The sequence below is a fragment of the Mycobacterium sp. NGS11 genome (genome assembly GCF_059813315.1).
The window spans coordinates 1-8,579 of sequence record NZ_JCALEJ010000047.1 but is presented as its reverse complement, the minus strand read 5'-3'; the positions used below and the strand labels follow the sequence as shown (position 1 = coordinate 8,579).

Here is an 8,579-nt window from a genome sequence, read left to right as displayed (position 1 = left end):
GGTGATTCTCGATCATTAAAGACGAATAAGCGTCAAGTCGCCCGCTGGAGCGGCACGGCAGAACCGCAGGTCCAACGACGTGTGGATGACGACGAACGCCAGGCGAGAATTCTGCAACCGGCGGTCAGCGTCGCTCCATACACCACGCCGTCGCAGTCAAGACACGTCCGGGTTGGGTGCCCACCGTGACATGTGCGGCACGGCCCGAGCCCGACGGGCGTGGCGCCAGGTCGGGAGAGATGGCCGTCATTGCCGGGCAGCTAACGTGGCCGTAAGCCGATAAACACAACGTCGTGAATTGTCCTCGCGATTAAACCTTCGTCGAGAGCATCGTCGGTGACTAAGTAGGTCAGCGCACTGATGGTGACAGCACCGAATAGCGCGGTGGCAGCTGCCCTCGCATTGTCGAGCTGCACGAGTGAGCCGTCATCAGCACCCTCGCGAAGCAAAGTCTCGACGGGTTCAAAGTAGGCAGTGCCGATCATGTCGGCGATCACAGGCATACGGGCAGCACGGCCGAGTTCTCCGATAAGGGCGCGGCAGACCGCGGGACGCTGAGCCATCACCCGCAATTGCGCACGGATCACGGCATGCAGACGGTTGGCTCCGCTGCCTTCTGCGTCCACGATGGCAGTGACCTCGTCTGCAACGTGTCGCAGGGTGTCTTCGAGTAGGAATGCCAGGATTTCTTCTTTGCCGGCGAAGTAGTAGTACAGCGTGGCCTTTGCGATACCGGTGGCTGTGGCTACATCTTCGATCTTGGTGTCATTAAGACCGCGCTCGGCAAAGAGTTCGGCCGCAACCGGTAACCGGCCGGCAATCTGAGCGGGAATTTTGCGCATAACATCCTCCCCCAGGTTTAAACTCTCAGTCTAAACCAGTGTTCTGCAATCTGGCAGGAGACGAAATGTCGACGGTACAACTTCGCTACGACCCCTTCGACGCAGAAATTCAGGACGACCCGTATCCCGTCTATCGCCAGCTACGCAACGAGGCACCGGTCTACCGTGCATCCGATACCAACACGTGGGTGCTGAGTCGCCACGCAGATGTCACCCACGCGCTACTGGACCATCACAACTACTCGTCGGTCGACGGAGTATTTCCGACTCCGCCGGGCTCCAATTTTCGCGAATCACTGCTGCCGATGATGATTTTGATGGATCCACCGCGACACGATCAGCTGCGCGCGTTGGTGAGTAAGGCCTTCACGCCACGGCGCATCGCAGGGCTCGCGAGCGGGATCGAGGGGCTCGCAGATCGCTTGACGGCAGTCCTGGTCCAGGAAGCAGGTTCGGCGGATTTCGTTGCCGACTTCGCGGCTGTCCTACCAGCGATGGTGATCGCCGATTTGCTCGGCGTACCGCGCGAGGACCGCACACAGTTTCGGCAATGGTCGAATGCGCTGGTTCAGTCCAATCCCTCCCGCGGCGAGACTGGCGAGGCTCTGGCGGCCGCAGCCGCGATCTATGGCTACTTCACCGACTTCCTCGCCGAGCGCCGCCGCCAACCGCGCGACGATTTGATGTCAGCGTTGGTGTGTGCCGAGATCGACGGAAAACGCCTCAGCGACGACGAACTGCTTGGCTTTTGTCTGCTGCTGCTCATAGCTGGCCACGAGACCACCTCGAATCTGCTCGCGAATGCCGCGGTGGTGCTAGCCGACTATCCCGACGTCCGCCACCGCCTAGCAGAGGATGAGAGTTTGCTCGGTGCCGCAGTCGAGGAGCTGCTCAGGTACGACTCACCAGCTCAAGGGCTTTCACGAACGCTGACCCGAGATGTCACGTTGCATGGTGTAGCGATGTCTGCCGGTGATTCGGTGCTTCTGTTGTTCGGCTCGGCCAATCGCGACGAACGTGTGTTTGCGGATCCCGACGTGTTCGACATCGAGCGAAAACCCGACCATCAAGTTGCATTCGGGCGAGGCATTCACTTCTGTCTTGGTGCCTCGTTGGCGCGGATGGAGGCGCGTATAGCGCTTCGCGCCCTGCTGGCGCGTGTGCCCAATTGGCAAATCGACTTGGCGCGCGCACAGCGACTGCGCTCAGGACCCATTCGGGGCTATCTGTCGTTGCCGATCTCGTGGTATAGGCACTGACCGCGCTCGGCATCGGGCCGATCGTGATTCGCCGACGCTGGCCTTTCACGGGGGCCCGTCGGACTGGCGACGGTGCGCGGCGAGGAAGTCATCAACAATGCGCTCACAGTCATCACGATCGATGACACGCAGCCCGGTCAACCGAGCGAACGCGACCGGCCCCACGAGTTGACACAGGATCAGCTCCAGGTCGAATTCATCGAATTCAGCGCGAGCCTCAGGACTTTTTAGGAGGGCATCGAACGGTTGCCGATAGTGATCGATGATCCGCGCTCGCAGCGCACCGCGATCGTAGTTTTCCGCCGTGCCGTCCGGCGTCGGGCCCAGCGCGACCCACGCCAAGGTCGTGACTTGCAGCGGTGCTTCCTGGAACAGCGTGGCCTGCCGACCCAACAGCTCAACGAGTTGATCCCGCAACGATCCTGCCGCCGGCGGAGGGGTGACCTGCGGCAAGAGCCGCTCAAACGTGGCCGCAAGTAGTTGAGTCGAGCTGCTGAAGTGGCGATAAAGGGTCGTGCGCGCGACCCGGGAGGCTTTGGTGACCGCGTCGATGGTGACTGCTTCAATGCCGCCGGTGTTGAGAAGTTTGGTGGCCGCATCCAGTAGCCGGGCCCGTGAGCGCAGCCGGCGCGGATCGACGTCGTCATCGTCGTCGACCGGGGATTCAAGGGCGTCGCGCTCCACCTAGTCACCGTAAACCCCACGCGTGCCCGGCCCGCAGCGAATCGCCTGTGCCGGCCGATCTAGTCGGCTGCTGCCAAGGAAGGATACTAGTAGTATCGTAGCGATACTATCAGTACACTTATCCATATGGCCTCGCCGCGGAAGGAGGAATCATGATCAGTCAGCGGATCGAACGGTCGTCCTTGGTTCAGGAGCTCCGCGATGCGGCCGCTACATGCCAGTTCGTGGGGCTGTCGATTGAACTTTCCCAGCTTGTGCCAGGGGAAATCGCGCAGACGGGCAGTGGTGGTCTGCGATGAATGTGCCGCTTGCGTTAACCAAGACTCGATTGTGGACGCGCGGGGTTCGCGGTGTGAGGCTGGCTGGTCGCAGCATTTCCCGGTGTATGCACCGAAGGCCGCCGCAAGACCAAGGCGGCGTTCGTCCACGTCATTACCCGCCTCGCTCCTGTTCATATCTGGACGACGACCTGATGAACCGGGAAATGTATAACCACGTGCGCGACGAGCCGATCAGATTAGCCTCTCGGCTGGCGTTTCGGCTACGCCGTTCATGAAACTGTCAGGGTTTCGGCGATCGTGCATCGGCATTGTCAAACCACCTGTGCACTAAGGGATCACGTGTTGCTGTGCCCATCATGCTGGACCGCCGACTGTGCGCTGGTGTCGGTCCGAAGTGCGCAGCAGCGATCGAGCTGCACATAGCGGTGGCAGTTTGACCGGCCGCGTAGAAGGGTACTGGTAGTACTGTTGCGGATACCGTTGGTTTCTTTCGAGGTAGCGGGGCGGGGATGGCAGACAACGGGTGGGCCTCTTCGGGCTTGGCGACCTTAAGCCGGCCGGTTCGGGAACGCCTTCAAAAAGTTGCGGCCGGTGAGGGCGCATACAGCGATCGGCTAGCCCGCCTGGCGGGTTTCAGCATCCGGCATAAAGTGCTGGTGATCGGTGTGTGGGTGGTGACCGCCGCCGCCCTGGCGCTGCTCTTCCCGCAGCTGGAAACCGTTGTCAGACAACAGTCGGTAAATCTCATACCGCGTGATGCGCCGTCGCTTCAAACAGTAGAGCGCATGGGCGCGGCATTCGGCGAGCAGGGATCCAAGACGACCATATTTGTCGCGATGGAGGATCCGGCCGGCCTGACTGCGCCGGTGCGCCAGCGCTACAACACGATGCTGTCGCGGTTGCGTGCCGACTCCAAGCACGTGCGCCTGGTTCAAGATCTGTTGGCCGACCCGGTCACTGCCACCCAGGCAGTCAGCCAGGATGGCAAGGCCTGGTATCTGCCGGTCGGCGTGGTCGGAACACTCGGTGATCTCAACGCTGCCGAATCCGTCAAAGCGGTACGCGCGATCGCCGCTCAGTCCTTCGCCGCCTCGTCCACTACCGTCCGCGTAACCGGCCCCCCGACGACTTTCAGCGATCAAATCGATTCAGCTGAAAAGGACTTGATTGTCATCTCGGTCGCGACGGCAGGTCTGATCGCAGGGATCTTGCTGGTCATATATCGGTCAATCTTTACCGCCTTGCTGCCACTGCTGGTCATCGGTGTGAGCCTGGCTGTGGGGCGCGGAGTGCTGTCAGCGCTCGGCGAATCAGGCATGCCGGTGTCGCAGTTCACCATCGCGTTCATGATGGCGATCCTGCTGGGTGCCGGCACCGATTATTCGGTGTTTTTGATCAGCCGCTATCACGAGCAGCGACGACAAGAGGTCTCGGCCGATCTCGCGGTAATCAATGCAACGGCCACGATCGGGCGCGTGATTCTGGCCTCGGCCGCCACCGTGGCGTTGGCTTTTTTGACCATGGTGTTCGCGAAATTAAGCGTATTCGCCGCGCTGGGCCCCGCCTGCGCAATCGCTGTTTTTGTCGGTTTCGCAGCAACGGTGACATTGTTCCCCCCTGTGCTGGCGCTGGCCGCCAGACGGGGCATCGGTGAACCAAAAGCCGACCGCACCCGTCGCTACTGGAACTGGATCGCAGTGGCCGTGGTCCGCCGACCCGTACCACTTTTGGCCGCCAGTCTGGTCGTTGTGCTGGGCCTCGCAGCTGTCGCGCTGACTATGCACGTCAGCTATGACGATCGCCACGGACAGCCGGCGACCACCGCGAGCAACGAGGGTTATCACCTGCTGGACAGGCACTTTCGCAAGGACATCGTCATCAGCGAATTCATGGTCGTTGAATCACCTGCCGATATGCGTACCGGCAAGGGCCTAGCCGATCTGGATGAAATGGCGTCCCGAGTGTCGCAACTGCCGGGCGTCACCAAGGTCTCCGGTGTCACCCGCCCTACGGGCGCACGCCTGGACCAAGCTCAACTGTCCTGGCAAAACGGTCAGATCGGTAACAAGATGGCCGGCGCGGTCGCCGATGGAGACGCCCATAAGGCCGATCTGGCCAAACTCACCGGCGGCGCCGACCAACTCGCTGGCGGTCTGGCACAACTCGACACCACCCTGCGCACGGCGCTGACGCCCCTGACCGGGGTCCTTACGCAAACGCAGTCCGCAGGATCCGAAGCCCAGCGTTTCCGGCCGCTGCTACAGCAGCTTTCGGCTACCGCGCCTGCCGTCGACCAAGCCATGCGATCCGGGCCCGGACTGCGTCAAGAGGCCGAGCAAGCCCAAAACGCCATTGCCACGATCGACCCCCTCGTGGGCGCGCTCAACGCCTCCCCGTGGTGTGCCACCACACCCGAATGCGTCCCGATCCGCGACCAAGTGCAGATTCTGGCGACGTTGCGCAATAACGGCTTCTTCACCCAACTCGCCAACCTTGGCGACCTGTACCAACCGGGCAGCGACACGGCCGCAGGCACCTTGGCCGACATGCAGAACACCGTCACCTCGCTGGACAAGGCGTTCGGAGCACTCGGCGACCCCGCCGACCTGGCCGGCAACATCCGTCGCCTCCAAGGCGGCATCAGCCAACTGGCCTCCGGCGCACAAGCCTTGGCTACCGGCGTACATACACTTGCCGACAGCAACATCCAAATGCTGTCCGGCATGAGTCAGGTTGCCACCCAACTACAGAATTCCGCGCGGGCCAGCGCCGGCTCAGACAGCGCCAGCGGCTTCTACCTTCCCCCCAATGCCTTCGAAAACCGCCAATTCGCAGACGTTGCCAAGCATTTCCTATCCGGCGACGGCAAAACCGCGCGCTTCTCCATCGAGTCCAGCTATGACCCCTACAGCAGCCAGGCGATGAACCTCGCCCACAAAATCACCGATGTCGCCAATGCCGCACGGCCCAACACCTCCCTGGCCAACGCCACGGTGTCGATGGCAGGCTTTCCCGCCGTCAACTCCGACATCCAGCACCTACTGTCGGCCGACTTCCATCAGCTGGCCGTCGCCACCCTCGTCATCGTTGGCCTCATCTTGGTCTTACTGCTGCGCGCCCTGGTCGCCCCGCTCTACCTGTTAGGCACCGTCGTGCTCAATTACGGCGCCGCGCTGGGCATCGGAACCCTCGTCTTTCAATACGGCCTCGGCAAGGAAATCGCTTGGCCCGTACCACTTCTCGCCTTTATCATTCTCGTAGCGGTAGGCGCCGACTACAACATGCTGCTCATTTCTCGGCTGCGCGAAGAATCCGCCCGCAACATCCGCGTCGGCGTCCTGCGTACCGTCGCGAACACCGGCTCGGTCATCACCTCGGCCGGAATCATCTTCGCCGCCAGCATGTTCGGGCTCATGGTCGGCTCCGTCGACATCATGATCCAAACCGGACTGATTATCGGCTGCGGACTACTACTGGACACCTTCGTCGTACGCACCCTCACGGTTCCCGCGATCGCCACATTGCTGCGTGAGGCCAGCTGGTGGCCTCAACGGCAACTCTTGACTCAGCACGGCCGACCACGCTGCCGGTGATGCTGTCACCCGATGGAGTGCGTAGCGTGACGGGCGTGGAATTCGCCCGGTTCGACGAACGGATCGCCGAACAGATGCTCAGTGCGACGACGACTGCGGGTGGACTGTCGACATACCTGAACTTCCGCCACACCCAGCTGATAGCAGGCCGCTTGGTTGCCGAAATGGATGCCCGGGAGGACCTGCTCACACCCTTTGGAAATCTCCACGGCGGGTGCCTGTCCGCCATGGTCGATCACTGCCTCGGGGTGCTGTTTTATCCAGTGATCCCCGCCGGTTGTTGGGTCGCCACAACAGAATTCAAATTGAACCTGCTGCGCCCGGTCTCCAGCGGAGTGTGCGTGGCGGTGGCCGACATCATTTCGTTGGGCAAGCGGAGCGGCGTAGCGCGTATCGATATCACGAACAACGGCAAGCCGGTCTGCGCCGCCCAGGGCACCGTCACAGTCGTGAACCCAAAGGAAAACGGGTCGTGACAACGGCCATGCGCGCCTATGTGTACGCGCACTTCGCGCAAAAGAATCGGACCACATGACAATTACTCAGGAGTGCATCCGCACGGACGACGGCATCACCCTCGTAGCAGATTGCTACCGGCACGCCGCAACTCGCCCCGTAGTGGTGCTCCTACATGGCGGCGGTCAGAACCGCCACGCCTGGGCCACCACGGCACGCCGACTCCATTCCCACGGCTACACCGTCGTCGCCTACGACACACGAGGCCACGGCGACAGCGACTGGGACCCAAACGGACAGTATGACGTCGAACGATTCGTGTCCGATCTGATCTCGGTACGAGAACACTTCAGCGCCGAGAAGCCCCCCGCCGTCGTTGGCGCATCGCTGGGCGGCATGATCATCCTCGCTACGCACTTGGTGGCGCCAGCTGACCTATGGGCAGCCGTTGTACTGGTCGACATCACCCCGAGGATGGAATTCCATGGGGCCCGCCGCGTCGTGTCATTCATGGCCGCTCACCCCGACGGATTCGGCACGCTCAATGACGCCGCCGACGTGATCGCCGAATACAACCAACACCGAGGACGGCCCGAAAATCTCGACGGCCTGCACAAGGTCCTGCGCCAACGTGACGACGGCCGATGGATCTGGCGATGGGATCCGGCCTTCATCAGCTCCAACTTCGATTTCCTCGAAGGTGATCTCGCGACGAGCACCGAGGAGTTCGACGCCATCGGCGGATTTCTCGTCGAAGGAGCACGTCGAATCACGGCACCGACGCTGTTGGTGCGTGGCGCGCTTTCAGACGTGGTCTCCCAGGACACGGTCGACGAATTCGTCGAACTGGTACCGCACGCCGAAACAACTGACGTGACCGGTACCGGTCACATGGTTGCCGGCGACGACAACAACGCCTTCACCGCCGCGGTCACCGATTTCCTCGACCGCACGATCGGGATGACATAAGCACCTACCGACTGCGGGCCTGCCGACCGATGTCGTCGACTCCGGCAAACTCTGTCGCCGTGCCGACCAAGCGCAGCAGGCTACCGCTGCGCCTGGCTGCGCACGTCCCTAACGGTTTACGTCGCATCTGAGTCATCATCTTCATCAGGAAGATCGTGCCGAACCGCTCGGACTCGACCCCGCGGCAGACACGCCATGTAACCGTGGCGTTTGCCATAGAGCTCCCACGCGGTCTCCGCTGCGTCCGGATCAACATCGATACGGTGTCCGCGGGAGAACCCGAGATGCAACGACCCGTCGTCGTCGCACCAGGCGCGCGTGCACACCGCTCCGGCCAGGTCCAATAATGACCGCTCATCGGGCGAAAGGTTGGCGGGGTCGATCAACACCTCTTCCTCGGGCCAGACTGGCCTGACCCCGTTTGGTTGATCCATGGCTTATGAGAGTCTTGCAGCCCACGACGTGGGCAGGAAGGCTCAACAAAATCATGGCGAT

The 8,579-nt window shown here is 61.9% G+C and carries 6 protein-coding genes and 1 pseudogene; 4 read left to right on the top strand and 3 right to left on the bottom strand.

Features of this window, described 5'->3' with window-relative positions; genetic code table 11:
* Window positions 1-260: 260 nt before the first annotated feature.
* Window positions 261-842 (bottom strand): TetR/AcrR family transcriptional regulator, encoded by a 582-nt coding sequence (locus AC5Y4T_RS25745; RefSeq protein WP_065122652.1) that lies wholly within the window; start codon window positions 840-842, stop codon window positions 261-263.
* A 65-nt stretch (window positions 843-907) separates the two neighbouring features.
* On the opposite strand from AC5Y4T_RS25745, the gene AC5Y4T_RS25740 reads away from it, so the two are divergent.
* On the top strand, window positions 908-2,101 hold the full coding sequence (locus AC5Y4T_RS25740) for a cytochrome P450 (RefSeq protein ID WP_065122657.1): 1,194 nt from the start codon (window positions 908-910) through the stop codon (window positions 2,099-2,101).
* A gap of 45 nt (window positions 2,102-2,146) precedes the next feature.
* Here the strand turns inward: AC5Y4T_RS25740 and AC5Y4T_RS25735 are convergent, their stop codons facing one another.
* Entirely contained in the window at window positions 2,147-2,785 is a 639-nt protein-coding gene (locus tag AC5Y4T_RS25735) for a TetR/AcrR family transcriptional regulator (RefSeq protein ID WP_065122653.1), read from the bottom strand.
* Window positions 2,786-3,575: 790 nt separating this feature from the next.
* On the opposite strand from AC5Y4T_RS25735, the gene AC5Y4T_RS25730 reads away from it, so the two are divergent.
* The 3 genes from AC5Y4T_RS25730 to AC5Y4T_RS25720 all read left to right on the top strand — a co-directional run bounded on the left by AC5Y4T_RS25730 (window position 3,576) and on the right by AC5Y4T_RS25720 (window position 8,084).
* Window positions 3,576-6,659 (top strand): MMPL/RND family transporter, encoded by a 3,084-nt coding sequence (locus AC5Y4T_RS25730; RefSeq protein ID WP_081282528.1) that lies wholly within the window; start codon window positions 3,576-3,578, stop codon window positions 6,657-6,659.
* A gap of 74 nt (window positions 6,660-6,733) precedes the next feature.
* Window positions 6,734-7,135 (top strand): PaaI family thioesterase, encoded by a 402-nt coding sequence (locus tag AC5Y4T_RS25725; RefSeq protein WP_371286263.1) that lies wholly within the window; start codon window positions 6,734-6,736, stop codon window positions 7,133-7,135.
* A gap of 55 nt (window positions 7,136-7,190) precedes the next feature.
* Entirely contained in the window at window positions 7,191-8,084 is an 894-nt protein-coding gene (locus tag AC5Y4T_RS25720) for an alpha/beta fold hydrolase (protein ID WP_065122654.1), read from the top strand.
* A gap of 116 nt (window positions 8,085-8,200) precedes the next feature.
* On the opposite strand, the pseudogene AC5Y4T_RS25715 reads toward AC5Y4T_RS25720, so the two are convergent.
* Window positions 8,201-8,488, bottom strand: a pseudogene (locus AC5Y4T_RS25715) (DUF6188 family protein); the annotation flags it as partial.
* Window positions 8,489-8,579 lie beyond the last annotated feature (91 nt).